At 65.2% G+C, this 23,945-nt stretch carries 22 protein-coding genes; 11 read left to right on the top strand and 11 right to left on the bottom strand.

All coding sequences use genetic code 11. The annotated features are described in order from the left end of the window. Positions 1–155: 155 nt before the first annotated feature. Complete coding sequence (corA, locus tag AAFG13_RS15570) at positions 156–1,172, bottom strand: magnesium/cobalt transporter CorA (RefSeq protein ID WP_212310709.1); 1,017 nt, start codon at positions 1,170–1,172, stop codon at positions 156–158. A 264-nt stretch (positions 1,173–1,436) separates the two neighbouring features. Here corA and AAFG13_RS15565 point away from each other — a divergent pair, with 264 nt between their 5' ends. Continuing rightward, complete coding sequence (locus tag AAFG13_RS15565; RefSeq protein WP_212310708.1) at positions 1,437–1,712, top strand: hypothetical protein; 276 nt, start codon at positions 1,437–1,439, stop codon at positions 1,710–1,712. A gap of 1 nt (position 1,713) precedes the next feature. After that, entirely contained in the window at positions 1,714–1,878 is a 165-nt protein-coding gene (locus tag AAFG13_RS15560) for a hypothetical protein (protein ID WP_212310707.1), read from the top strand. Positions 1,879–1,887: 9 nt separating this feature from the next. Here AAFG13_RS15560 and AAFG13_RS15555 read toward each other — a convergent pair whose 3' ends face one another. The 6 genes from AAFG13_RS15555 to AAFG13_RS15530 all read right to left on the bottom strand — a co-directional run bounded on the left by AAFG13_RS15555 (position 1,888) and on the right by AAFG13_RS15530 (position 6,236). Beyond that, positions 1,888–2,649 (bottom strand): slipin family protein, encoded by a 762-nt coding sequence (locus AAFG13_RS15555; RefSeq protein ID WP_092116211.1) that lies wholly within the window; start codon positions 2,647–2,649, stop codon positions 1,888–1,890. Further along, positions 2,646–4,043 carry a nodulation protein NfeD gene (locus AAFG13_RS15550; protein WP_342712539.1) on the bottom strand — a complete coding sequence of 466 codons (1,398 nt, stop codon included), beginning with the start codon at positions 4,041–4,043 and terminating at the stop codon, positions 2,646–2,648. Before AAFG13_RS15550 ends, AAFG13_RS15555 begins: the two co-directional genes overlap by 4 nt. A gap of 119 nt (positions 4,044–4,162) precedes the next feature. After that, on the bottom strand, positions 4,163–5,104 hold the full coding sequence (dapA, locus tag AAFG13_RS15545) for a 4-hydroxy-tetrahydrodipicolinate synthase (RefSeq protein WP_342712538.1): 942 nt from the start codon (positions 5,102–5,104) through the stop codon (positions 4,163–4,165). A gap of 9 nt (positions 5,105–5,113) precedes the next feature. Then, the gene (locus AAFG13_RS15540; RefSeq protein WP_342712537.1) at positions 5,114–5,368 is read right to left on the bottom strand and encodes a hypothetical protein; all 255 of its coding nucleotides are present in this window, start codon (positions 5,366–5,368) and stop codon (positions 5,114–5,116) included. 114 nt (positions 5,369–5,482) lie between these two features. Then, on the bottom strand, positions 5,483–5,758 hold the full coding sequence (locus tag AAFG13_RS15535) for a hypothetical protein (protein ID WP_342712536.1): 276 nt from the start codon (positions 5,756–5,758) through the stop codon (positions 5,483–5,485). Positions 5,759–5,771: 13 nt separating this feature from the next. Next, complete coding sequence (locus tag AAFG13_RS15530; protein ID WP_342712535.1) at positions 5,772–6,236, bottom strand: hypothetical protein; 465 nt, start codon at positions 6,234–6,236, stop codon at positions 5,772–5,774. Between the two features lie 495 nt (positions 6,237–6,731). Here AAFG13_RS15530 and AAFG13_RS15525 point away from each other — a divergent pair, with 495 nt between their 5' ends. From AAFG13_RS15525 to AAFG13_RS15500, 6 genes are all read left to right on the top strand, one after another. Further along, on the top strand, positions 6,732–6,821 hold the full coding sequence (locus AAFG13_RS15525; protein WP_016846764.1) for a K(+)-transporting ATPase subunit F: 90 nt from the start codon (positions 6,732–6,734) through the stop codon (positions 6,819–6,821). 119 nt (positions 6,822–6,940) lie between these two features. Continuing rightward, complete coding sequence (gene kdpA / locus AAFG13_RS15520; protein ID WP_342712534.1) at positions 6,941–8,644, top strand: potassium-transporting ATPase subunit KdpA; 1,704 nt, start codon at positions 6,941–6,943, stop codon at positions 8,642–8,644. A 24-nt stretch (positions 8,645–8,668) separates the two neighbouring features. Beyond that, on the top strand, positions 8,669–10,780 hold the full coding sequence (gene kdpB / locus AAFG13_RS15515) for a potassium-transporting ATPase subunit KdpB (protein ID WP_342712533.1): 2,112 nt from the start codon (positions 8,669–8,671) through the stop codon (positions 10,778–10,780). A 112-nt stretch (positions 10,781–10,892) separates the two neighbouring features. Next, positions 10,893–11,498, top strand: a complete 606-nt coding sequence (locus AAFG13_RS15510; protein ID WP_342712532.1) for a K(+)-transporting ATPase subunit C — start codon at positions 10,893–10,895, stop codon at positions 11,496–11,498. A 39-nt stretch (positions 11,499–11,537) separates the two neighbouring features. Further along, positions 11,538–14,249 carry a sensor histidine kinase KdpD gene (locus tag AAFG13_RS15505; protein WP_342712531.1) on the top strand — a complete coding sequence of 904 codons (2,712 nt, stop codon included), beginning with the start codon at positions 11,538–11,540 and terminating at the stop codon, positions 14,247–14,249. Further along, positions 14,246–14,935, top strand: a complete 690-nt coding sequence (locus AAFG13_RS15500; RefSeq protein WP_212310698.1) for a response regulator transcription factor — start codon at positions 14,246–14,248, stop codon at positions 14,933–14,935. The genes AAFG13_RS15505 and AAFG13_RS15500 overlap by 4 nt, the downstream gene beginning before the upstream one ends. A 147-nt stretch (positions 14,936–15,082) precedes the next feature. On the opposite strand, the gene AAFG13_RS15495 is transcribed toward AAFG13_RS15500, so the two are convergent. Then, a complete protein-coding gene (locus tag AAFG13_RS15495; protein ID WP_342712530.1) occupies positions 15,083–16,222 on the bottom strand; it encodes an IS481 family transposase in 1,140 nt (379 codons plus the stop codon). A 154-nt stretch (positions 16,223–16,376) separates the two neighbouring features. Between AAFG13_RS15495 and AAFG13_RS15490 the strand changes: the two genes are divergently transcribed. Further along, positions 16,377–16,607 (top strand): DUF6496 domain-containing protein, encoded by a 231-nt coding sequence (locus AAFG13_RS15490; protein WP_212310697.1) that lies wholly within the window; start codon positions 16,377–16,379, stop codon positions 16,605–16,607. A gap of 109 nt (positions 16,608–16,716) precedes the next feature. Here AAFG13_RS15490 and AAFG13_RS15485 read toward each other — a convergent pair whose 3' ends face one another. Continuing rightward, positions 16,717–17,604 carry a Ku protein gene (locus tag AAFG13_RS15485; protein ID WP_342712529.1) on the bottom strand — a complete coding sequence of 296 codons (888 nt, stop codon included), beginning with the start codon at positions 17,602–17,604 and terminating at the stop codon, positions 16,717–16,719. 106 nt (positions 17,605–17,710) lie between these two features. On the opposite strand from AAFG13_RS15485, the gene ligD reads away from it, so the two are divergent. Beyond that, entirely contained in the window at positions 17,711–20,335 is a 2,625-nt protein-coding gene (ligD, locus tag AAFG13_RS15480) for a DNA ligase D (protein ID WP_342712528.1), read from the top strand. Between the two features lie 174 nt (positions 20,336–20,509). Here ligD and AAFG13_RS15475 read toward each other — a convergent pair whose 3' ends face one another. After that, a complete protein-coding gene (locus AAFG13_RS15475; RefSeq protein ID WP_076865768.1) occupies positions 20,510–20,674 on the bottom strand; it encodes a DUF3309 family protein in 165 nt (54 codons plus the stop codon). 166 nt (positions 20,675–20,840) lie between these two features. Between AAFG13_RS15475 and AAFG13_RS15470 the strand changes: the two genes are divergently transcribed. Further along, positions 20,841–21,149, top strand: coding sequence for a polyhydroxyalkanoic acid system family protein (locus AAFG13_RS15470; RefSeq protein ID WP_092125961.1), 309 nt, complete (start codon positions 20,841–20,843; stop codon positions 21,147–21,149). Positions 21,150–21,158: 9 nt separating this feature from the next. Here AAFG13_RS15470 and treY read toward each other — a convergent pair whose 3' ends face one another. Beyond that, positions 21,159–23,942, bottom strand: coding sequence for a malto-oligosyltrehalose synthase (gene treY / locus AAFG13_RS15465; protein ID WP_342712527.1), 2,784 nt, complete (start codon positions 23,940–23,942; stop codon positions 21,159–21,161). Between the last annotated feature and the right edge of the window lie 3 nt (positions 23,943–23,945).

Genomic DNA, 23,945 nt, shown 5'->3' with positions numbered 1-23,945 from the left:
GAGGCGACGTTACCGGTCTTGCCGCCGACGGTAAACCGGCTTCGGGCGGCGTCGTTCGAGGGAAAAATTGTCCAAATTGTTGGTGATTTGCACATGGTCGCGCTGCGCCGCTGTGCTTTGCCCAGACCAGACTGGCTCGATGTTCGGATCGCCGCCTACAGCCAGCCGGAACGCCGGAATCGCCAGAACAGCCCGCCGCATACGACCAGCATCAGGCCCATCACGACGAAATAGCTGTACTCCCATTGCAGCTCCGGTATGTACTTGAAATTCATACCGTAGATGCCGGCGACGGCGGTCGGCACCGCAACGATCGCAAGCCATGAGGCGAGCTTCTTGGAGATCGCCGTTTCCTGCGCCTGACCGACAAGCAGGCTTGCTTCAAATGCAAAGGCAAGCACCTCGCGCAGCGAGTCGATCCGTTCCTGGATCGTGCGGACATGGTCCGTGACGTCGCGGAACAGCGGGCGCATCGTGACGCGCACCATCGGCAGATCGTCGCGCTCCAGCCTGCGGCAGACCTCCACCAACGGTCCGATCGCATTGCGCAGCCGGAGCAGGTCCCGCCGCAGAAGATAGAGCCGCTCGATCTGCGCCCGCGTCATTGCGCTCGCCAGCACCTCCGCCTCCATCGCCTCGACCTCGTCCTGGATCGTCTCGAGCACCGGCGAGTAGTTGTCGACGATGAAATCGAGAATGGCATAGAGGATGTAGTCCTCGCCGCGGGCAAGCGCGCGCGGGCAACTCTCGCAGCGCTCCCTGACCGGCGTGTAGGACGTCGAGGCGCCGTGTCGGACCGAGACGATGTATCCCTCGCCGACGAACAGATGCGTCTCGCCGAACGCGATGCTTTCGCCGTCGAGCTGCGCGGTGCGGGCCACGATGAACAGCGCATCGCCGTATTGCTCGATCTTCGGCCGCTGATGCGCGTGATCCGCATCTTCGATGGCGAGGTCATGCAGCTGGAATTGCCGCTGCAAGCTACTGAGTATTGCCATATCGGGTTCGTGCAGGCCGATCCACACGACGTGATCCGGCTTGTTGCGCCAGTCCGCCGCTTCATCGATCGCGATATTGGCAACGCGCCGTCCCTCGACGTAGACGCCTGCCGCGATGACGCCATCGGAGGGGACGGGTCCGGCGGTTGCGACAGTTGGCGATACGAGGTTCATGGCCTCCACCCTCGACGCGGTTATCGGATCCGCTTGACGGCAATTCGTGATCAAAAAGGCTAGCACCGAATGGGCGCTGGTCAACACGCGCGGGTCCGTCCTGTTCCGACGGTCCGGGGGCGCCCCGTCACAGCAGGCGGCGCGGCCGGTCCTTTATACGGCGCCTATGCCGCACCGCGGCGGGTCCTCTCGAATTCCTACGGCCGTCCCAGCATGTTTGGCCTGACGCGGTGCGCTCGCGCGCCGCCAACAGGAAGGTGGGACATGACCTTGCTCCATTACCACGATGCCCGGCCGCATGGTTCGGCCGGTGCTGCGCCCTTGGCGCTGCGGCGGACCATCCGGCGGATTGGCCTTGCTTTCAGAACCATCCACCGCGCCATCGCCGCCGCCAAGATCCATCGGCTGCGCAACGAGCTGCTGCTGCATCGCGGCCATGAAGACTGGGCGCGCAGCCATCTCCATATCGGCATGCTCGGCGGCGATGCCGAGAAATATCCCCGGGCGCCGGTCGTGCTCGGCGAGAAGTGGGATTACTGAGATGCGAGCAGCTTCATTCATCGCTGCCCTGCTGCGCCGCGTCGCGGAAGGGATGCTGAAATTCCTCGCCTGGATCGGCGAGGAGCCGATCAGCGGCTACCGGCCCGAGGCGCATTACATGCGCGGCCCGGGTCCGGCGTGGCGGGCCAAGCATCACGGGCACTAGCAAACCGGATTACGTCGTTCCACCTCGCGGCGTCAGGTAATCGAGCAGGTTCATCGGGAGCGGGAAGACCACGGTCGATGAGCGTTCGCCGGCGATATCATGCAGCGCCGCGAAATAGCGGAGCTGCATCGCCTGCGGCTCCTGGGCGAGGATCCGGCCGGCCTCGACCAGCTTCTCGGCAGCCTGCTGCTCGCCCATCGCATTGATCACCTTGGCGCGCCGCAGCCGTTCCGCCTCGGCCTGCTTGGCGATCGCCCGCACCATGGTTTCGTTGAGATCGATATCCTTGATCTCGACCGCGGTGACCTTGATGCCCCAGACGTCGGTCTGCTTGTCGAGGGTCTCCTGGATATCGGCGTTCAACTTGTCGCGTTCCGCCAGCATCTCGTCGAGCTCGTGCTTGCCGAGCACCGAGCGCAGCGTGGTCTGGGCAAGCTGGCTGGTCGCAGCCATGTAGTCGCCGACCTTGATGATGGCGCGCTCGGGATCGACGATGCGGAAGTAGAGCACGGCGTTGACCTTGACCGAGACGTTATCGCGGGAAATCACGTCCTGCGGCGGCACCACCTGCACCATCACCCTGAGGTCGACCTTCACGATCTGCTGCACCACCGGAATCAGGATGATGAGCCCCGGGCCCTTCACCCCGGTGAAGCGGCCGAGCGTGAAGATGACGCCGCGCTCGTATTCGCGCAGGACGCGCACGGCCTGGGTCAGGAAGATGATGACAAGCAGGACGACCGCCGCATAGGTGAAATAATCAAGCATCATGCTGTACCTCCTTCGCCGGCGGAAGCCGGCGCACGCCGCACCACCAGCGTCAAATCGACGATATTGGCCACCTCGACCGTCTCTCCAGCCTTGAACGCCTCAGTGCCGCGCGCCTGCCAGCGTTCGCCGTTGGTGAAGACATGACCTGATGTCTCGGACCAGTCGAGCACCTCGGCCGGTAGCCCGCGCATGGCTTGCGCACCTGTCCGGAACGGACCGTTGCGCGCGCGGCGCAGCGCCCCGAGCACGACGAGAATGAGGCCTGCGAACATCGCCGCGACGATGCCGATGAGCGGCCATGACAGGTGGTATCCGGGCGCCTCGATCCGAAACAGCATGGCGGCTCCCAGCACAAAGGCGACGATGCCTCCGAGGCCGATCACGACGGTCGGGTTGAAGGCTTCGATCGCGAGCAGCGCCATCCCGACCAGCATCAAGGCGAAGCCGGCATAGTTGATCGGCAGCATGTTCAGCGCGTAGAGCCCGAGGAGCAGGCAGATCGTGCCGACAACTCCGGGCGCCACGGCGCCGGGGGACATGAATTCGAAGATCAGGCCGTAGATGCCGACCATCAGGAGAACGAATGCGATGTTGGGGTCGGTGATCACAGCAAGCACGCGCGAGATCCAGTTGGGATCGATGGCTTCGATCACGGCATCCTTCGTCGCCAGCCGTTGTGTCTTGCCGCCGGCAAGCTCCACCGTCCGGCCGTCGACCTGCCTGAGCAGGTCGGCCGGATCATGCGCGGTGAACTCGATGACATGGGCCTGCAGCGCGGCGTTGGCGGAGAGGGTGGCGGCATCGCGGACCGCCTTCTCGGCCCAGTCGGCATTGCGGCCGCGCAGTTCGGCGAGGCTGCGGATGAAGGCAACGGCATCGTTCGTCACCTTCGCCGTCATGGTATCCTTGGTCGTGGACGGGTTGCCGCCGTCCTTCTGGTCCTTGCCGTCCTTGTCCGGGGTGCTGCCCGGCAGACCCGGCATCGGGCCGCCGATCTGCACCGGCGTCGCGGCGCCGATATTGGTGCCGGGCGCCATGGCTGCGAGATGGGTCGCATAGAGAATATAGGTCCCGGCGCTCGCGGCATGGGCGCCGGAGGGCGCAACATAGCCGACGACAGGAACGGGCGAGGCCAGCACGTCGGTGATGATCTCGCGCATGCTGGCGCTGAGACCGCCCGGCGTATTCAGGCGCAGAATGACGATCTCGGCGTGCCGCTCTGCCGCCTTCGCCAGGCCGTCCTTGACGTAGCTGGCCGATGCCGGCCCGATCGCTCCGTCGATTGAAATGGTCAGGGCAAGACGGTTGTTGTCCGCGGCCGTACCGGGACCAATGGAAACAACCAGAGCGACCACGGCGATCGCCACAACGAGAGCCGCCTTGAAGGTCTGCACGGCAAGCACTCCCTTGCGGTGGATATGGGGCGCCGTTCCGGAACCTCAATATGGCGCGGTGTCACGGACGCGGTGGGCTGATTCCATTGTGCGTTGCGATGGCCTGCGTGGTGGCACGCTCAGTGCGCGACGGCCAGATATTCGTCGGCGATTTCGGTCATCGCCTGTGCGATCTCGGCCTTCGCCGGTCCGTTGAGCTGAACGATCGGCAGCCGCGTCGCGGGCTGCATGAACCCCAACAGTGCCAGTGCGAATTTCAGGGCGGCGGGATGCTCGCGCTCCAGCAGCGTAGCGAGCGGCACCAGCCGCTGATGCAGCTCGCGCGCCTGATACAACCGGCCCTCACGCAGATGCCGGGCCACCGCCACGCACAAATCGGGCGCGACGTTCGAGACCGACGAGATGCAGCCATCGCCGCCGGCGGCCATATAGGCGAGCGACATGGTGTCGTCGCCGGTCAGCATCCGGAATGTCGCCGGCAGGCGTGGACGCAGGCGCCTGAGGCGGGCGACATCGCTGCTGCCATCTCGCAGTCCGATGATACGAGGCGATGCTGCGAGCTCAACCAGCGTCTCATCCGCGAGGCCTTTCACGGTCCGCGCGGGAATGTCGTGCAGGATCACGGGCAGTGTCGTGGCGGCGGCGACGGCGCGGAAATGCGCCGCCATGCCCCGCGGCATCGGCTTGTTGTAATAGGGCACGACCGACATGATGGCGTCGGCGCCGGCCGCTTCCGCTGCGCGCGTGAACGTGACGGCACGATCCGTCGCGTTCGATCCGGCGCCTGCGATGATGCGGACCCGCTTGCGCGCGGCACGGGCCGCGATGTGAACCAGCTGCGCGCGCTCTGCAGGCTCCAGCGTCGAGCTTTCACCCGCGGTCTCGCCGACCACCAGCGCCGAAGCGCCGGCCGCGATCTGACGCTCGCACAGCCGGCCGAACGCCTCGGTGTCGATCTCGTCCCGGTGGTTGAAGGGGGTTGGAAGGTCGGGGATGAAGCCCGACAGCCATGCCGCCGAATCCGCCTTCGCAACCGTCTTCGCAATGACTTTCGCAGTCATGGGGGCGGCTCAGGCCACGCGGCTGGCGGGGAGGGGCACGGTCTCGCCGCGCATATCGAGCTCGAGCTCACGCGACAGTTCGACGATCATTTCGGGGTGCTGGCCGTTCTCGAACAGCGCATATTTGACAGCCTGGGCGCGGTTGACGAACAGGCCGCCATAGAGGCCGTTCTGCTGCTGGGCGACCCACTGGCCGCGGTGGTTGCGGCCGATGAAGACAATGGTGGACACAGCGCTACACGAGGGAGGTTCGACGAGTTTCACGATTGTAGTCCTTCAGGTGGAAGTCACGCGTTCAATGTCTGTGTTGCCGGATATGAAATCGAGCGCGAGCGATGGATGACTTCATAGGAGCGGCATAGGATTTGAGGGGTGGGCTTAGATGTGCTGGACGATGCCGGTCCCCAGTGCGCACAGCGCGACATAGGCGGTCATCTCGTCCCAGTGATTGAGATTTGCCGCGAACGGCATCTCGCGCTTGACCAATCCGGCCAGCGCACAGATCAGTGCCGACATCCAGAGCAGCGTGACGAGGCCCCTGCCGAAGCCTGCGCCGGCGAACACGGCAAAGCCGATCATGATGGCAAGCCGGAAACCGAACCGGACCATCACCTGGACCGACTGCAGCTGCCGCGGCAGTTGTTTTGCGTTCACGATGGCGCCGCCATCAGCCGATATTGTCGACGAACAAAGGCTCGTAGAGTGAGCTGATACCGCGACGGACGGTGGGCACGCTGGTGCGGTTCTCGGGGGCCACGATCCGCTGCGCCTCGACGAAGGCGCTGAGGATCGCAAGCGCGAGATCCGCATGGTGGGCCTCGATCGATTGGTCGAGCCAGTCGGGCAGCTCGCGTTCGCGCGACAATGCGCAGTACCACTCGCCCTCGTCATAGACCAGGCGGCGGATCTGCCACTGCGGCAGTTCGAGATCGAGCAGCGCGATCGCGGCGTCGGTCCATGCGCCGGACCGGATCAGGTGCTCGATACGGGAGGTCTTGCCGCTCTGCCCGGCCGAGGGAAAGCGCCGGCAGGTCTGGCTGACGATGTCGGCCATGAATTCGGCGGTGACAGTATAGGCATCGCGCAACCGTTCGCCGAGGTCGGTGGAGGTGGGTTGGGATAGCACGGACATGGCGTCATCTCGTCTTGCGCGCGGCTCAAGGCATTGGCCGCAGGCCCAAAATGGCCTGATGGCCATTTGAAAACGAGATGAGGTGAGGGGCGGAGATATAGGGATTCCATAAAGATCATGCGTCGTCCCGGCGAAGGCCGGGACCCATAGCCACCGAATTTGGTTGTGAGATCACGCTGGGTCCCCAGCCATCGCAAAACTTCGCCCTGTGGTTATGGGTCCCGGCTTTCGCCGGGACGACGGCGGAGAGTGTTGGCGGCACTGAGGCCTTTATAGGATTCCTATAACGTCCTTATGCGTCACATCTCGAAAACCTATGCCCCGGATGGCACCTCACGGTCATCCGGCGCGGAGCGCTTATACGGTCGTCCCGCGCCCCTCGGATGCATAGGAGTCTCTCATGATGGACATTCTCATGGCGGCGCTCGCGATCGGCTTCTTCGCGGCCGGCATCGGCTACGCCTACGCCTGCGAACGGCTTTAAGGGAGGCGGCGATGATCTTCGATTACTCGCTCGCCGGCCTCGTCTCGCTCGGCCTGCTGTTCTACCTCACCTACGCACTGCTGCGGCCCGAACGCTTCTAGGCGGCCCGCGATGTCAGCGCTTTGCACAATTCTGTTGGCCGACGCGGTGCTGACCGGGCTGTTGCTCGGCGTGTTCGCGTCGCTGCTGCGCTTCGCACCCATTCGAAAGGTTTGACGCAATGACCGTCATCGGTTGGATTCAAATTATTCTGTTCTGCGCGATCGTGGTCGCGCTGGTCAAACCGCTCGGCTGGTACATGACCCGCGTGTTCAATGGCGAGCGCACCTTCCTCTCACCCGTGCTGCGCCCCGTCGAGCGCGGCATCTACTGGGTCGGCGGCGTCGACGAGCGGCGCGAGCAGCACTGGCTGACCTATACGGTCGCCATGCTGCTGTTCCATGTCGGCGGCTTCGCTCTCATCTACGGCCTGATGCGGCTGCAGGCGGTGCTGCCGTTCAACCCGGCCGGCCAGACCGTGGTTGCGGAGGATCTCTCCTTCAACACCGCGATCTCCTTCATCACCAACACCAACTGGCAGAACTACGGCGGCGAGAGCACGCTGTCCTATCTGGTCCAGATGCTGGGCCTCACCCACCAGAACTTCCTGTCGGCGGCGACCGGCATCGCGCTGGCGATGGCGCTGATCCGCGGCTTCACCCGTTCGTCGATGCGCACGGTCGGCAATTTCTGGGTCGACGTCACGCGCTGCACGCTCTACGTCCTGCTGCCGATCTGCATCGTCTATGCGCTGTTCCTGGTCTGGCAGGGCATGCCGCAGACCCTCGGCGCCTATGTCGACGCCACCACGCTGGAGGGCGGCAAGCAGACCATCGCGCTCGGGCCGGTCGCCTCGCAGGTTGCGATCAAGATGCTCGGCACCAATGGCGGCGGCTTCTTCAATGCCAACGCCGCGCATCCGTTCGAGAATCCGACCGCGTTGTCGAACCTGGTGCAGATGATCTCGATCTTCGCGCTCGGCGCTGCGATGACCAACGTGTTCGGCCGCATGGTCGGCAACGAGCGCCAGGGCTGGGCGATCTTCGCCGTGATGGGCATCCTGTTCGTCGCCGGCGTCACCGTCACCTATTGGGCGGAAGCCAACGGCACCTCCGCGCTGCAGGCGCTGGGTCTCTCCGGTGGCAACATGGAGGGCAAGGAGGTCCGCTTCGGCATCGTCGCGTCCTCGCTGTTCGCCGTCGTCACCACCGCCGCCTCCTGCGGCGCGGTCAACGCCATGCATGACAGCTTCACCGCGCTCGGCGGCATGATCCCGCTGATCAACATGCAGCTCGGCGAAGTCATCATCGGCGGCGTCGGCGCCGGCTTCTACGGCATGCTGCTGTTCGTCGTGCTGGCGATCTTCGTCGCCGGCCTGATGGTCGGCCGCACGCCGGAATATGTCGGCAAGAAGATCGAGGCGCGCGAGGTCAAGATGGCGATGCTCGCGATCCTGGTGCTGCCGCTGATGTATCTCGGCTGGACCGCGGTCGGCGTCGTGCTGCCGTCGGCGGTGGCCTCGATGGCCAATGCCGGCCCGCACGGCTTCACCGAGGTGCTCTATGCCTTTACCTCGGCGACCGGCAACAACGGCTCGGCGTTCGCGGGCCTCACCGGCAACACCCTGTTCTACAACCTCACGCTCGCCTCGGCGATGTTCGTCGGCCGATTCTTCATGATCGTGCCGGCAATGGCGATCGCGGGATCGCTGGTCGAGAAGAAGTCGATCCCGGCCTCGGCGGGCACCTTCCCGACCACGGGCGGGCTGTTCGTCGGCCTCGTCATCGGCGTGATCCTGATCATCGGCGGTCTGACCTTCTTCCCGGCGCTCGCGCTCGGGCCGATCGTCGAGCACCTCGCCATGAACGCCAACACCCTGTTCTGATTGAATACGTCCGGAGTGACATCCATGGAAACCATGAAACTGCAGAAACAGGTGACGGCGTCGACCATGCTCGACCCGAAAATCCTGGTGCCGGCGATCTGGTCGGCCTTCGTCAAGCTCGATCCACGGCTGATGATGAAGAACCCCGTGATGTTCGTGGTGGAGGTGGTGGCTGCATTGACCACAATCATCTTCGTACGCGACCTCGTCACCGGCGGCGCCAACCTCGGCTTCACCTTCCAGATCATCCTCTGGCTCTGGTTCACGGTGCTGTTCGCCAACTTCGCCGAAGCCGTCGCCGAAGGTCGCGGCAAGGCGCAGGCGGAATCGCTGAAGAAGACCCGCACCGAGAGCCAGGCCAAGCTGCTGACCGGCACCGACCGGACCTATCGCATGGTGCCCGGTACCTCGCTGAAGGTCGGCGACATCGTGCTGGTCGAGGCCGGCGACAACATTCCGTCCGACGGCGAGGTGATCGAAGGTGTCGCTTCAGTCAACGAAGCCGCCATCACCGGTGAATCCGCGCCGGTCATTCGCGAGTCTGGCGGCGACCGTTCGGCGGTCACCGGCGGCACCCAGGTGCTGTCGGACTGGATCCGCGTCCGCATCACCGCGGCGCAGGGCTCGACCTTCATCGACCGCATGATCAGACTGGTGGAGGGCGCCGAGCGGCAGAAGACGCCGAACGAGATCGCGCTCAACATCCTGCTCGCGGGCCTCACCATCATTTTCGTGTTCGCGACGGTGACGATCCCGAGCTATGCGGCCTATGCCGGCGGCTCGATCTCGGTCGTGGTGCTGGTGGCGCTGTTCGTCACGCTGATCCCGACCACGATCGGCGCGCTGTTGTCGGCCATCGGCATCGCCGGCATGGACCGCCTGGTGCGCTTCAACGTGCTGGCGATGTCCGGCCGCGCGGTGGAAGCCGCCGGCGACGTCGACACGCTGCTGCTGGACAAGACCGGCACCATCACGCTCGGCAACCGCCAGGCCACGGCGTTCCGTCCGATCCGTGGCGTCTCCGAGCAGGACCTCGCCGACGCGGCCCAGCTCGCTTCGCTCGCCGACGAAACGCCGGAAGGCCGCTCGATCGTGGTGCTCGCCAAGGAGAAATACGGCATCCGCGGCCGTGACATGCACGAGCTTGCCGCGACCTTCGTGCCGTTCACCGCGCAGACCCGCATGAGCGGCATCGATGCCGGCACCTCGTCGGTCCGCAAGGGTGCGGTCGACGCCATTCTCGCCTATGTCGACGGCGGCTCGCCCCGCACGGTCGCCTCGGGCAACACCGTCCGTGCGGTCGCGGCGACCATGGGCGCCGAGGCGCGCGAGATCCAGTCGATTGCCGATGAGATCGCCAAGGCCGGCGGCACGCCGCTGGCGGTCGCCAAGGACGGCAAGCTGCTCGGCGTCGTGCATCTGAAGGACATCGTCAAGGGCGGCATCCGCGAGCGCTTTGCCGAGCTGCGCCGCATGGGCATCCGCACCGTGATGATCACCGGCGACAATCCGATGACCGCGGCCGCGATCGCGGCCGAGGCCGGCGTCGACGACTTCCTGGCGCAGGCAACCCCCGAGGACAAGCTCAAGCTGATCCGCGACGAGCAGTCCAAGGGCAAGCTGGTCGCGATGTGCGGCGACGGCACCAACGACGCGCCGGCGCTCGCGCAGGCCGATGTCGGCGTCGCCATGAACACCGGCACCCAGGCGGCCCGCGAGGCCGGCAACATGGTCGACCTCGACTCCAACCCGACCAAGCTGATCGAGGTGGTCGAGATCGGCAAGCAGCTCCTGATGACCCGCGGTGCGCTGACCACGTTCTCGATCGCCAACGACGTCGCAAAATACTTTGCGATCATCCCGGCGATGTTCCTCGCGTTCTATCCGCAACTTCAGGTGCTTAACGTCATGCACCTGGCGAGCCCGCAGAGTGCGATCCTGTCGGCGATCATCTTCAACGCGCTGATCATCATCGCGCTGATTCCCCTGGCGCTGAAGGGCGTCAAGTATCGCGCGGTCGGTGCCGGCGCGCTGCTCAGCCGCAACCTGATGATCTACGGCTTAGGCGGCATCATCATTCCGTTCATCGGCATCAAGGCGATCGACCTTATCGTCGCCGCCCTGGGCCTTGCGTAACCACAACCGTCATTGCGAGCGCAGCGAAGCAATCCATCTGTCCGCGAAGAAAGTGTGGATTGCTTCGTCGCTTCGCTCCTCGCAATGACGACCTAGGATTCGGAGACCTACCATGTTGAAAGAAATCCGTCCCGCCATCCTCGTGCTGGTCCTGCTGACCGCGATCACGGGCCTTGCCTATCCGCTCGCCATGACGGCGATCGCCGGCGTCATCTTTCCGAAGCAGGCGCAAGGCAGCCTGATCGAGAAGGACGGCAAGGTGATCGGCTCCGCCCTGATCGGGCAGGAGTTCAAGGAGGATAAATACTTCCACGGCCGGCCGTCGGCGACCGTCGCGCCCGATCCGAACGATTCGACGAAGACCGTGCCGGCGCCCTACAACGCGGCCAATTCCGGTGGCTCCAACCTCGGCCCGACCAGCAAGGCGCTGAACGACCGGGTCAAGGAGGATGTCGAGAAGCTGAAGGCGGAGAATCCGACCGCCAGCGTGCCGGTCGATCTCGTCACCACCTCGGCCAGCGGCCTCGATCCCGACATCTCGCCGGACGCCGCGCTGTTCCAGGTGCCGCGGGTGGCGAAGGCGCGCAGCATGTCGGAGGACGCGGTGCGCGAGCTGGTGACGCAGAACACGCAGGGCCGTTTCGCCGGCATTGTCGGTGAGCCCCGCGTTAACGTTCTTGCGCTCAACCTGGCGCTCGACGCGGCAAAGGCAAAATAGGGGAGTAGGCCCGCTCTCGCAGGATGACTATATTGCGGTATGGCCAATCAGCGTGACCCCCATAAACGACCCTCGCCGGATGCGCTGCTGGAGGCGGCGCGCCGGGAGACCGATCGATCGGGGCGGCTGAAGATCTTCATCGGCGCAGCTCCCGGCGTCGGCAAGACCTACGAGATGTTGCAGAGCGCCCACGCCCGCCTCAAGGCGGGCGTCGACGTCGTGGTCGGCGTCGTCGAAACCCACGGGCGGGTGGAGACCGAGGCGCTGCTCAGGGGTCTCGAGGTGATACCGCGGAAGCGGCTGGCCTATCGCGACCAGACGCTCGAGGAGATGGACCTCGACGCCCTGATCGCGCGGCGGCCGCAGCTCGCACTGGTCGACGAGCTCGCCCACACCAATGCGCCGGGCAGCCGGCATCCCAAGCGCTATCTCGATGTCGAGGAGCTGCTGTCGCACGGCATCGACGTCTACACCGCGATCAACATCCAGCACATCGAGAGCCTCAACGACGTCGTCGCGCAGATCACCCATGTGCGGGTGCGCGAGACCGTGCCCGACTCGGTGGTCGATCGCGCCGATGCGATCGAGCTGATCGACCTCACGCCCGACGACCTGATCCAGCGGCTCAAGGAGGGCAAGGTCTATGTGCCCAAGCAGGCCGAACGCGCGCTGGAGCACTATTTCTCGCCTGGCAATCTGACCGCGCTGCGCGAGCTGGCGCTGCGCCGTACCGCCGAGCGGGTCGACGAGCAGCTGCTCACCCACATGCAGGCCAATGCCATCCAGGGGCCCTGGGCGGCGGGCGAGCGCATCCTGGTTTGCCTCAGCGAGGACCCGCGCGCGGCCGGCCTCGTACGCTACACCAAGCGCCTGGCCGACCGGCTGCATGCGCAATGGACCGCCGTCAGTATCGAGACGCGGCGCAGCCTGCAACTGAGCGACGAGCAGCGCGACCGGCTTGCCGACACCATGCGGCTTGCTGAGTCGCTCGGCGGCGAGGCGCTGACCCTGCCCGGCGTCGGCCGCCGCATCGCCGACGACGTCATCAATTTCGCCCAGGCCAACAACGTCACCCAGATCATCATCGGCAAGTCGAGCCGCTCGCGCTGGTTCGAGCTGACCCACGGCTCGGTGGTGCACGATCTGGTGCGCCGCGCCGGCAATATCAGCGTCAACGTGATCGCCGGCGACGAACTGCCGGTCGGCAAGGCGGCGGTGCAGACCGCGCAGCGCCAGGAGCCGTTCAACCCGCGGCCCTATCTAATGGCGCTGCTGCTGACGGCCATCGGGCTCGGCGCGGCCAAGCTGATCCAGCCGTTCTTCGGCATCGAGAATGTCGACCTCGTCTTCATCACCGCGGTGGTCGGTGCGGCGGCGCGCTACGGCCTGTGGCCGTCGCTGCTGGCCAGCGTCGCCGCCTCGCTATGCTACAATTTCTTCTTCCTGCCGCCGGTCTACACCTTCACCATCACCGACCCGACCAACGTCGCGGCGTTCTTCTTCTTCATGCTGATCGCGCTCTTGGTCTCCAACGTCGCGGCGCGGGTGCGCGTCCAGGCCGACACCGCGATCGGCCGCGTCCGCACCACCGAGTCGCTCTATGCCTTCAGTCGCAAGCTCGCCGGCACTGCGACGCTGGACGACGTGCTGTGGGCGACCGCCTACCAGATCGCGCTGATGCTCAAGGTGCGCGTGGTGCTGTTGCTGCCGGAGGGCGGCATGCTGACCGTCAAGAGCGGCTATCCGCCGGAAGACCAGCTCGATCAGGCCGATCTCGCCGCCGCCAACTGGGCGTGGGGCAACGATCGCCCGGCCGGCCGCGGCTCGGACACGCTGCCGGGCGGCAAACGATTGTTCCTGCCGATGCGCACCGGCCGCGGCCCGATCGGCGTGATCGGCATCGACGACGACCGCACCGGGCCGCTGTTGACACCAGACCAGCGCCGACTGCTCGACGCGCTGGTCGACCAGGGGGCGCTCGCGATCGAGCGCGTGCTGCTGGTCGAGGACATGGATCGCGTCAAGCGCACGGTCGAGTCCGACCGGCTGCGCGGCGCGCTCCTGACCTCGATCTCGCACGATCTCAAGACGCCGCTGGCCTCGGTGCTCGGCTCGGCCTCGGCGCTGCGCGATCTCGGCGCCAGCCTGAGCGATGCCCAGAAGCATGATCTGCTTGCGACCGTGATCGACGAGTCGGAGCGGCTCAATCGCTTCATCGCCAATCTGCTCGACATGACCAAGCTGGAATCCGGCGCGATCGTGCCCAACACGGCGCGGCACGATGTCGGCGAGATCGTCGGCAGCGCGCTGCGCCGTGCCGCCAAGATCCTGGTGCATCACCGGGTGTCGCTCGAGCTCGCCGCCGACTTGCCGATGCTGGAGCTCGACGCCGTGCTGTTCGAGCAGGTGCTGTTCAACCTGCTCGACAACGCCGCCAAATACGCTCCCTCGGACACCACGATCTCGATCCGCGGCGCGCGCGACCGCGACACCATCGCGCTGCAGATCCTCGATGAAGGCAACGGCATTCCGGCCGCCGAGCTTGATAGCGTGTTCGACAAGTTCTATCGCGCCGAGAAGGGCGACCATGTCCGCCCCGGCACCGGCCTCGGCCTTGCGATCTCGCGCGGTTTCGTCGAGGCGATGCGCGGCACGATCGCGGCGGCCAACCGCTCCGACCGGAGCGGCGCCGTCATCACCATCCGCCTGCCGATCCCGGCCGACACCAACGCGCTGGACACTGCTGCATGAACGCGACGCCGATCAAAGTCCTGGTCATCGACGACGAGCCGCCGATCCGCAAGCTCTTACGGATGGGACTGAGCACGCAGGGCTACGACATCCTCGAGGCCTCCAACGGCAGAATCGCGCTGGAGATGCTGGGCGAGGGGCCGGCACTGATCATCCTCGATCTCGGATTGCCCGACATCCAGGGCCACGACTTGCTGCGCATGATCCGCGGCCGCAACGAGAGCGTGCCGATCGTGGTGCTGTCGAGCCGCGGCGACGAGGCCGGCAAGGTGCAGGCGCTCGATCTCGGCGCCGACGATTACCTGACCAAGCCGTTTGGCATGGACGAATTGCTGGCGCGGCTGCGCGCGGCGCTGCGCCACCAGCTGCAGGTGCAGGGCGAGCGGCCGGTGTTCCGCTCCGGTGATCTCTCGGTCGACCTGGTGCGCCGGATCGTCAAGGTCGGCGACAGAGAGATCAAGCTGTCACCGAAGGAATACGATCTCTTGCGGGTGCTGGTGCAGCACGCCGGCAAGGTGCTGACGCATCGCTTCCTCTTGAAGGAATTGTGGGACGAATTGACCGACGCGCAATATCTGCGCGTCTATGTGCGCCAGCTCCGCCAAAAGATCGAGGCCGACCCCGAGCGTCCGCAATTCGTGCTGACCGAGACCGGCATCGGCTATCGGCTGCGCGCTGCGGATTAGGCGTTGTCATGCCCCGCTTCAAGCGGGGCATCCAGTACACCGCGGCCTCTCTGCTCAATCGCTACGGTCTCTGGGATACTGGGTCGCCCGGTCGAGTGTGCGGACCGGGGACATGGGTAACACCGTTCGGAGACATGGGTAACGGGTTCATTTTGAATCGGTCCGTAGGTCGATGGATGCGATCTGGTTGGCTCCGAAGTAGACACCGAAGGTTCCGTCCGTGGCGAGTGGCCTGATGGCCAGGAGTTCGCCTCGGAAGGCTTCGGGAACGCGCCAGCGCCGCTTGCCGAAGCGGAGATTGGCCTTGAGCTGGCTGGCCCTCCGCACGATTGCCCCTTCCTCGTATTCGGGCTCAGGCAACTTGTTCGGCAACGAACGAAGGCTTGGCCGATACCGTTTCGCGGGCACATCGTAGTCCAGTGATTGGTGCGGTCGCTCGGTGTTGTAGACGTGCCGCCAGCGGTCGAATGCCTTTTGCAGATCGCGCGTGGTTCTGAACGTTGTCATGGACAGGACTTCGGTCTTCAGCGTGCGATGGAAGCGCTCGTTCTTGCCCTTGGTCTGAGGATGATAGGGACGGGCATAGATGACGTCGACGCCAAGCTTGAGCAGCCAGACCCGGAGTTTGGTCCATCGGACCTCGGAGCAGGTGCCCCAGGGCACGCCGTTGTCGACCAGGAACGCATTTGGCAAGCCGTAGCGGCGAAAGGTCTGCTCGAGATGCTGCTGGACCGTCTCACTCTGCTCGTTGGTGCAGGCCTGCAAGCACAGGGCGTAACGGGAATGATCATCGACCATGGTGAGCGGATGGCACATCTGCCGGTCGCCCAAGGGGAAGCGACCCTTGAAGTCCATCTGCCAGACGTCGTTGGGAGCCGGATGCTCGAAGCGGATGTATTGCGCCGGCTGGGCAGGCGGTGGAACGCGCTCATGCCGAGCCAGAATCGCGTGGATCGTCGAGGCCGAGGGGAGGCTTTTCTTCCGGTCCTGAAGGCGATGGCGGATCTTGCGAGCCCCCCATGCGGGATGCGCATCTCGAACCTCCAAGACGGCCGTTTCGATCGCCGTCGAACTTCGCGCCGGAGAGGCATGCGGTCGCCGGGGCCGATCCCGGGCCCAATCCTTCTCCGTAGCCTCTGCGGCGGTCGCCCTTGCCAGCCACTTGTAAGCCGTCTTCGGACTGATCTGGAAACGACGGCACAGCTCCCGCCGGTTCACATCCGGCTGCTGGAACAATCGAACGAACTCTTTCCTCTGGTCCATGAGTGACACCTCGCGCCACGGCATGTCGGCCTCCCAAGCCATTCCATGCCGTCGATGTGTTACCCATGTCTCCGAACGGTGTTACCCATGTCCCCGGTCCGCACATCGAGCCGGGCGACGACACCGTCGGAACTTTCGTCTCCATCGAGGCTTGGTTTCCCTTATTGGGAGAGAAGCCATGGCAAGAAAATACTCGCGGAAGGCATCAAGCGATGTCGAGCGTGTGATGAAGAAGCGCAAGGCCGGCACGCTGCGCAGCGGCCGCTCCAAGAAAAAGGTGAAGAGCCGCAAGCAGGCGATCGCGATCGGTCTGTCAGAGGCCCGCGCCAAGGGGCGGAAGGTACCGAAGAAGAAGACTGCGAAGAAGCGCAAGACAGCCAAGAAGCGAAAGAGCTCAAAGAAGAAGTAGGGCTAAACTGCCTCCGTTCGTCATGGCCGGGCTTGACCCGGCCATCCACGTCTTTCTGGCCAAGTAGATGGATGCCCGGGTCGAGCCCGGGCATGACCAGCGCATCGATTCAACCCGCCTTGCGCGACCGCGCGCTCGACCGGTGCGCCTTCTTTGCGGTACGGCGGTGCGAGGCCGGGCGCCGTGCGGCGGGGCCCGACCGCCGTGCGCCACCTTTTCGGTCCTTCAGGCTCTGCGTCAGCGCATCCATCAGGTTTACTACGTTGCTCGGCTTCTCCTCGCGCACGGCCGCCTTGATCGGCTTGCCGGCGGCCTTGCGGCGGACCAGCGCCTTCAGCGCGGTCTCATATTCGTCCTTGAATTTCGACGGATCAAAATGCGCTGCCTTGCTGTTGAGGATGTGGCCGGCGAGCTCGACCATGTCCTTGGTCACCTTCGGGCTCTTGATGTCGTCGAAATAGTCGCCGGCATCGCGCACCTCGTAAGGATAGCGCAGGGTGGTGCCGAGCATGCCCTTGTCGAGCGGTTCGATCGCGATCACGTGCTCGCGGTTGGTCAGCACGATCCGTGCCAGCGCGACGCGGTCCTGGTCCCTCATGGCGTCGCGGATCACCGCGAACGCGTCGACGCCGGCCTTGCCGTCCGGCCTGATGTAATAGGGCTGGTCGAGATAGCGCTTGTCGATCTCGTCCTCGGGCACAAAACTGTCGATGTCGATGGTGTGGTTGCCTTCGATCTGGACCGCCTCGAGCTCGTCCTTCTCGATCTCGACATATTTGCCCTTGGTGACCTCGTAGCCGCGGCCCTTCTGGTCGCCCTCGACGACGTCGCCGGTCTCGGTATCGACCATCTGCTGCTTCAGCCGGTTGCCGGTCTCCCGGTTGATCATGTGGAAGCGGGTCTTCTCGACCGTGGTCGAGGCCGGGTAAAGCGCCACGGGGCACGACACCAGCGAGAGTTTAAGTGTGCCTTTCCAGTAGGCGCGGGGGGCGGCCATGATCGTCTCCAAACAGCTTGAGTTTGGAACTTGAACGGATACCGTAGGTTTTGGTTCCTGATGGCCGCACGGTTGCGGCGGCCGTGGTTTGCGCCGAGGCCTGGACGTGTCGCTGAGAAATCTCACCACCTATCGCAAGAAGCGCGACTTCGAGAAGACCAATGAGCCGTCGGGCGACGTCAAGGTGGCGCCCGGCAAACAGCGGCGCTTTGTGATCCAGAAGCATGATGCGACGCGGCTGCATTATGATTTCAGGCTGGAGTTCGACGGCGTCTTTAAGTCCTGGGCGGTGACGCGTGGACCCTCGCTCGATCCGCATGACAAGCGGCTCGCGGTCGAGGTCGAGGATCATCCGCTCGACTATGGCGACTTCGAAGGCACCATTCCGGAAGACCAGTATGGCGGCGGCACGGTGCAGCTCTGGGATCGCGGCACCTGGGAATCCGACGATCCCGAGCGCGGCTTCAAGAAGGGCGACCTGAAATTCACCCTGCACGGCGACAAGCTGCACGGCAGCTGGGTGCTGGTGCGGATGAAGAACGACCGCCTTGGCGGCAAGCGCACCAACTGGCTGTTGATCAAGCACCGCGACGAATACGCCGTGGATACCAATGGCGAAGCGGTGCTCGACGAGGACCGCTCGGTCGCCTCCGGCCGCTCGATGGCAGAGATCGCGGCTGGCAAGGGCCGGGCGCCGAAGCCGTTCATGCTGGCGAAGGGCAACGGCAAGGCCAAAGCGGATGCGGTCTGGCAGTCCAATCACGGCATGGCCGCGGATGCGCGCGCCAGGACCAAGGCGCCGGCGCCCCAAGAAAAATTGAAAGCGCAATTGAAGGCGAGGCCGAAGGCGCAACCGAAGCAAGTGGCGGAGATGCCGGACTTCGTTTCACCGCAGCTCTGCGCCGCGGTCGAGAACCCGCCCAATGGCGCCGGCTGGTGCCACGAGATCAAGTTCGACGGCTATCGCGTGCAGCTTCGCGTCGAGGACGGCGAGGCCTTGGTGAAGACCCGCAAGGGGCTCGACTGGACCGACAAGTTCGGCGCGATCGTAAAGGAGGCCGGCAAGTTGCCGGATGCCCTGATCGACGGCGAGATCGTCGCGCCCGACGAGAACGGCATTCCGCATTTCTCGACGCTGCAGGCCGCGCTGTCCGACGGCAAGACGGATCGCTTGATCTTCTACGCGTTCGACCTGCTGTTCGCCGGCAACGAGGATCTGCGCCCGCTGCCGCTCACCGAGCGCAAGGCGCGGCTGCAGGCGCTGTTCGCCGCGCGCAAAGGCAAGTTGATCCGCTATGTCGAGCATTTCGAGGAGCGTGGCGACGCCGTGCTGGATTCCGCGCGCAAGCTCGGGCTGGAAGGCATCGTCTCCAAGCGGCTCGACGGTGCCTATCGCTCCGGCCGCTCCGACGACTGGACCAAGGCGAAAATCCGCGCCGGCCATGAGGTGGTGATCGGCGGCTGGAAGACCACCAACGGCAAATTCCGCTCGCTGATGGCGGGCGTCTATCGCGGCGACCATCTGGAGTTTGTCGGCATCGTCGGCACCGGCTTCGGCCAGGACACGGTCCGGCGCATCATGCCGGCGCTGAAGGCGGCGGCATCCGACACCAGCCCGTTCGGCGGCAAGGATGCGCCGAAGAAGACCCGCGATGTGCACTGGCTGAAGCCGGAGCTCGTCGCCGAGATCGAGTTCGCCGGCTGGACCGACGCCGGCAATATCCGCCAGGCGGCGTTCAAGGGCCTGCGCCAGGACAAGCCGGCGCATGAGGTCGAGGCCGAGCGGCCGGTCGTAACCAGAGTGGTGAAGCCGATGGCGAAAGCAAAATCCGGCGAGGTCATGGGCGTCGCCATCTCGCACCCGGACAAGGCCTTGTGGCCCGATGCCGGCGACGGCGCGCCGGTGACCAAGCTCGACCTCGCCAGCTATTTCGAGGCGGTCGGCGCATGGATGATCGGCTACCTCAAGGGCCGGCCATGCTCGATCGTGCGCGCGCCTGACGGCATCAAGGGCGAGACCTTCTTCCAGCGCCACGCGATGGCCGGCACGTCGAAGCTCCTCAAGCTCGCCAAGGTCTCCGGCGACCGCAAACCCTATCTGCAGATCGACCAGGTCGAAGGCCTCGCGGCGGTCGCGCAACTCGGCGGCCTCGAGCTGCATCCCTGGAATTGCGCGCCCGATGCCTATGACACACCGGGCCGCCTGGTGTTCGATCTCGATCCCGCGCCCGACGTCGCATTCTCCGACGTGGTCGACGCCGCCAAGGACATGCGCCAGCGGCTCACCGCGGTCGGTCTCGAGAGCTTCTGCAAGACCACCGGCGGCAAGGGCCTTCACGTCGTGGCGCCGCTGCTCACGGGCGCCAGGGACAAGGTGACCTGGAAGGAAGCCAAGGCGTTCGCGCAAGGCATCTGCCAGTGGATGGCGCAGGATGACCCCGAGCGCTATCTAATCAACATGTCGAAGGCCAAGCGCACCGGAAAGATCTTCCTCGATTATCTGCGCAACGACCGGCTCTCGACCGCGGTTGCGGTGCTGTCGCCGCGGGCGCGTCCGGGCGCGACGGTGTCGATGCCGCTGACCTGGGCTCAGGTGCGCGGCGACCTCGATCCGAAGAAATATACGGTGCGGTCGGTGCCGGCGCTGCTCGCCAAGAGCAAGGCGTGGGACGGCTATAAGGATGCGGCCTCGTCGATCAAGGCGGCGATGAAGAAGCTCGCGGCCGAGTAGCAAACGTTTAGGCAAGCTTGTGCCGCTGGCTTAGTCGTCATACCCCGCGAAAGCGGGGTATCCAGTGCGCCGCGGCTCATCGGTTCAATCGCCACCGTCTCTGGAATACTGGATCACCCGCTTTCGCGGGTGATGACAGTTGTTGATGCGGATCGTGCGCAACATCCGCGCAGGCTACAGGCGTCCGAGCAGAAGCAGGATCAGCAGAATCACGATCACGAGGCCGAGACCGCCGCCGCCATAATAGCCTGTGCCGTAGAACGGTCCGCCGCCGATGCCGCTGAAGCCGCCAAGCAGCGCGATGACCAGAATAATCAGAATGATCGTTCCAAGTGACATTGAGTCTCTCCTCAGCCCGTGGGCCCATTAATCTCTGCCCTTCGGGAAAGGAAACACGTGGGAACTACGAAGGTTCCGGATTCGGCGGTGCTATAAACCTGTGTGGTCCTTCCGTTTGCGCTGGAACACAATTACATCAGGGGAATCCATGGAGGAGTGCACCGCGATGTCGGCTCCGCTGATCGTCTCGATTCCCCACAGCCTCGGCCGCGACGAGGCCATGCGACGGCTGAAGACGGGCCTGTCGCGCGCAGCGGCGAACGTGCCTGTGATGAGCGTCGACGAAGAGCGCTGGGAGAATAACCGCATGAGCTTCCGCGTCCGCGCGCTGGGACAGGTCGCGGCCGGACATCTCGATGTCGAGGATACCCATGTCCGCCTGGAGGTGACGCTGCCGTGGCTGCTGCAACGCTTTGCCGAGGTCGCGCAGGCGGCCATTCAGAAGAGCGGGCAGTTGCTGCTGACCAAGCGCTGACGCGCGGCGCTAGCCGTGCGCGCGCGGACGCCTTGAAGCTTGCTTGGGACCAGCTACGGCTCTCGCCTTCAGCACCGCGACCGGCAGCCTCGCGAACAGCGCCGAGAGCTGAATCCTGCTGTCGCCGCCCGGGAGCGCGTATCCAGTCAGGTCGATCTCGCCCTCAAATGCTTCGGGGCGTGGCCAGCTGCGCCCGCCCTGTGTGAACGGGGCAAATGATTTCGCCGCCGCGACGATGACCGCCTCGCGACCGTGGCGCCGCGCGAAGGCGATGACATGATCGCGATGCGGGCCGCGGACCGCGAGCGGCTGGTAGTCGCCGCTGCTGAATACCTCGGGCAGCTCGTTGCGCAGCCGCAGCAGTTGCCGCGTCCAGGCGAACTTCAGGCGGCCGTCGCGCCAGTCCTGCGCCAGCGCGTCCCAGTCCGGCGTCTCCAGCGCCGCGAGCATGCCCGCGCGTGCGGTAAAATCGACCGGACGGCGGTTGTCCGGATCGACAAGCGAAAGATCCCAGCTTTCGGTGCCCTGGTAGAAATCCGGCACCCCCGGCATCGTCGCCTTCAGCGTGATCTGGCTCAGCGAGTTCAGCGCGCCGATCAGCGCGGTGCGCTCTGCCAGTGTCTCCAGCGCATCGAGGAATTCAGGCGAGGCCTTGCGATCGAGGATCCGCGCGATGAAGGTCTTCACACCCGCCTCGTAGGCTTCGTGCGGATTGAGCCAGCTGGTCTCCTGCTTGCCCTCGCGCGCGGCCTTCAGGGCATAGGCCTGGATGCGCCCGACCAGCGATGCGTCGTCCGGGTCCCAGGCGCCGAGCAGGGCCTGATACAGCATGTATTCGAACGTTGCCGACGGGGCGCGCATCTCGCCGTCGAGCACCAGATGCGGCGCGTTGAGCACCTTCCAGCGCGCTACCGCGCTGGTCCATTCGCCGGGGATCTCCGCAAGCGCCATGATCCGGGCGCGGGCATCCTCGCCGCGCTTGGTGTCGTGGGTCGCGGTCGCCGTCATGCCGTGCGGCCATTCGCGGGCGCGGGCCTGCATCATGGCGTGGAAGGTCTCGGGCGTAATCGCGCTCGCCGCCGGATCGCCGCCGACCTCGTTGAGCGCGAGCAGGCGGTGGTAGCGATAGAAGGTGGTGTCCTCCAGCGATTTCGCCATCATCGGCCCGGTGAATTGCTGCACCTTCAGCGCGAAGCGCCGGATTCGTGGCGCACCGTGCGGCGGCCGGCCGGGCTTCAGGAGGTCCATGGTCAGGGCATCGCGCAGGAAGTCGAAGATGCCTTCGTCGGCGGCGAACCAGTCGGCGCGGGCGCGCTCGATGGTCGCGCTGATCAGCGCGCGGTCATGCGCGGTCGGGCCGGAGACGGTAAGATAGGTGCGATAGACCGGGAAGTGCAGCACATAGAGCTCGAGCGCCTGCCGCAGGCTGTCGGCGGAGAAGTCGCGGGTCGAATAGTGTCCGCTGGCAATGCGCGCGAGCAGCCGCGCCAGCACGGTGAATTCGCTGGTCAGCAAGGTCTCGAGCACGCGGCGCTTGGCCGCGCGCAACACCGGCGTCACATTCGGTGACTGGTTGCTGACCTGGCGCCAGATCTCGTTGAGTGGATCGAGGCCACCGCCATCGACCAGCGCCTGGCTGATCGTGTTCATCCATTCATAGCCGGTGGTGCCATGGACGCCGCTGAATTTCGTTAGCCTTTCGTCCTCGCCGAGGATCTTCTCGACCACCATGTAGATCGGCTTGGCCTTGGCGCCCTGCGCGGAGCGGATCAGGCGGTGCAGGCGCTGGAAGTATTGGGCGGGGTCGCGCAGGCCGTCGATATGGTCGAGTCGCAGGCCTTGCAGCCGGTCTTCCGCAATCAGCCGCTTCACGAGACTGTGGCTCGCCTCGAAGGTGGCGGCGTCCTCGACCCTGAGGCCGGCCAGGGTGTTGATGTCGAAGAAGCGGCGATAGTTGATGTCGCTGGAGGCGAGCCGCCAGTGGCCGAGCTTGTAGTGCTGACGCTCCAGAAGGTGATGCAGCGCCAGTGTCTGGGCCGGCCGGTCCTCACTGGTGCGATAGGCATCGAGCCCGCGCGCGATGATTTCGGCACTGCCCTCGATCGCCTTGATCGCCGCCTTCAGGGCCGGCGCTTCCTTGCGGTTGGGGTGACGCAGCCCGCGATACCTGGCGGCGAGCTCGAGCATCGCGCGCCCGGCCGGACTATCTTCGGCGCCGGCCTCGCGGACGGTGGTCCGCAGCACCTCACCATAGCGCTCCGGCGCGATCGGCAGGCGGTGCTCGAAATACCAGGCGGAGAAACTGCCTTCGCTCGCGTCGTAGCGCAGCTCGATCTCGCCGCGCTCCAGCGCCTGGCCATAGGATGTGCCGAGGATCGGCAGCAGCACGCCGCCGCGCGCGCGATAGGGCAGGAGGTCCCAGTCGATGTCGAAGGAGATCGCGTGGGGCGATACCGGTCCCCATTCCAGCACGTCGAGCCACCACGGATTATCGGCAAAGTGCACGCCGACATGGTTCGGCACGAAATCCAGGATCAGGCCGAGGTCATGGCGCTTCAGCGCATCGCTGAGCCGCGCAAAGCCTTCTTCGCCGCCAAGTTCCGGATTGAATTTGGTGTGGTCGACGACGTCATAGCCATGGGTCGATCCCTTGCGCGCCTTCATGAAGGGCGAGGCATAGACATGGCTGATGCCGAGCGCCTTCAGATACGGCGCCACCGCGGCGGCGGCATCGAAGTCGAAATCGGCAGTGAGTTGCAGTCGGTAGGTTGCGATCGGGATCGCCGGAGGCATTGT

The organism is Bradyrhizobium sp. B124 (genome assembly GCF_038967635.1).
Classification (GTDB): Bacteria; Pseudomonadota; Alphaproteobacteria; order Rhizobiales; family Xanthobacteraceae; genus Bradyrhizobium.
Note: the sequence above shows the minus strand (reverse complement) of the source record. Positions and strands in the feature narration are given on the sequence as shown.

Bases quoted from the DNA above. Each gene is read 5' to 3' on its own strand.
- AAFG13_RS15525 (WP_016846764.1), top strand. From the start codon at position 6,732: ATGATCTTCGATTACTCGCTCGCCGGCCTCGTCTCGCTCGGCCTGCTG.
- AAFG13_RS15565 (WP_212310708.1), top strand. From the start codon at position 1,437: ATGACCTTGCTCCATTACCACGATGCCCGGCCGCATGGTTCGGCCGGT.
- AAFG13_RS15470 (WP_092125961.1), top strand. From the start codon at position 20,841: ATGTCGGCTCCGCTGATCGTCTCGATTCCCCACAGCCTCGGCCGCGAC.
- AAFG13_RS15560 (WP_212310707.1), top strand. From the start codon at position 1,714: ATGCGAGCAGCTTCATTCATCGCTGCCCTGCTGCGCCGCGTCGCGGAA.
- kdpB (WP_342712533.1), top strand. From the start codon at position 8,669: ATGGAAACCATGAAACTGCAGAAACAGGTGACGGCGTCGACCATGCTC.
- AAFG13_RS15505 (WP_342712531.1), top strand. From the start codon at position 11,538: ATGGCCAATCAGCGTGACCCCCATAAACGACCCTCGCCGGATGCGCTG.
- AAFG13_RS15495 (WP_342712530.1), bottom strand. From the start codon at position 16,222: ATGCCGTGGCGCGAGGTGTCACTCATGGACCAGAGGAAAGAGTTCGTT.
- AAFG13_RS15485 (WP_342712529.1), bottom strand. From the start codon at position 17,604: ATGGCCGCCCCCCGCGCCTACTGGAAAGGCACACTTAAACTCTCGCTG.
- kdpA (WP_342712534.1), top strand. From the start codon at position 6,941: ATGACCGTCATCGGTTGGATTCAAATTATTCTGTTCTGCGCGATCGTG.
- treY (WP_342712527.1), bottom strand. From the start codon at position 23,942: ATGCCTCCGGCGATCCCGATCGCAACCTACCGACTGCAACTCACTGCC.
- AAFG13_RS15475 (WP_076865768.1), bottom strand. From the start codon at position 20,674: ATGTCACTTGGAACGATCATTCTGATTATTCTGGTCATCGCGCTGCTT.
- AAFG13_RS15555 (WP_092116211.1), bottom strand. From the start codon at position 2,649: ATGATGCTTGATTATTTCACCTATGCGGCGGTCGTCCTGCTTGTCATC.
- AAFG13_RS15530 (WP_342712535.1), bottom strand. From the start codon at position 6,236: ATGTCCGTGCTATCCCAACCCACCTCCACCGACCTCGGCGAACGGTTG.
- AAFG13_RS15490 (WP_212310697.1), top strand. From the start codon at position 16,377: ATGGCAAGAAAATACTCGCGGAAGGCATCAAGCGATGTCGAGCGTGTG.
- corA (WP_212310709.1), bottom strand. From the start codon at position 1,172: ATGAACCTCGTATCGCCAACTGTCGCAACCGCCGGACCCGTCCCCTCC.
- dapA (WP_342712538.1), bottom strand. From the start codon at position 5,104: ATGACTGCGAAAGTCATTGCGAAGACGGTTGCGAAGGCGGATTCGGCG.
- AAFG13_RS15500 (WP_212310698.1), top strand. From the start codon at position 14,246: ATGAACGCGACGCCGATCAAAGTCCTGGTCATCGACGACGAGCCGCCG.
- AAFG13_RS15510 (WP_342712532.1), top strand. From the start codon at position 10,893: ATGTTGAAAGAAATCCGTCCCGCCATCCTCGTGCTGGTCCTGCTGACC.